This is a genomic window from Photorhabdus africana, assembly GCF_035181445.1.
Taxonomy (GTDB): domain Bacteria; phylum Pseudomonadota; class Gammaproteobacteria; order Enterobacterales; family Enterobacteriaceae; genus Photorhabdus; species Photorhabdus laumondii.
In genome coordinates this window covers 1-379 of sequence record NZ_JAXBVE010000204.1, presented here as the reverse complement: position 1 = coordinate 379, position 379 = coordinate 1, and the positions used below count along the sequence as shown (strand labels likewise).

The following is a 379-nucleotide window of genomic DNA, read 5'->3' as shown; positions in this document are numbered from 1 at the left end:
CGATGTCTTAGTCGGCGGCAGCGGGCACAACACTATCATTGGTGGCAGTGGCAAGTCGGTTATCTATGCCGGTCCTCAGGGCGACACAATCTATGCTTCCGAAGGCGGCAGTATTATTCACGCTGGCGGCGGCGATGATAAGATTTTTGGCGGCTTTGGTGACGACGTGATCGAAGTGGGTCACGGCAATGCTACGATTGATGGGGACGGCGGGATCAACATCGTCAGCCTGCACGGTAACCACGGCGACTACCAAATTACCCGTACTGACAGTGGGTATGTGGTGGCCGATAAGGTCGCCGGGCGTGACGGCACGGTTACGCTGAAAAATATCCAAAAACTCAATTTTTCAGATATTTCGGCGGTTGATTTACAAACA

Annotated in this window: 1 protein-coding gene; it reads left to right on the top strand. The window is 53.0% G+C overall.

Features of this window, described 5'->3' with window-relative positions; all coding sequences use genetic code 11:
* The coding region (locus SLS51_RS23410; RefSeq protein ID WP_369293960.1) for a calcium-binding protein at positions 1-379 on the top strand (379 nt) is incomplete at both ends.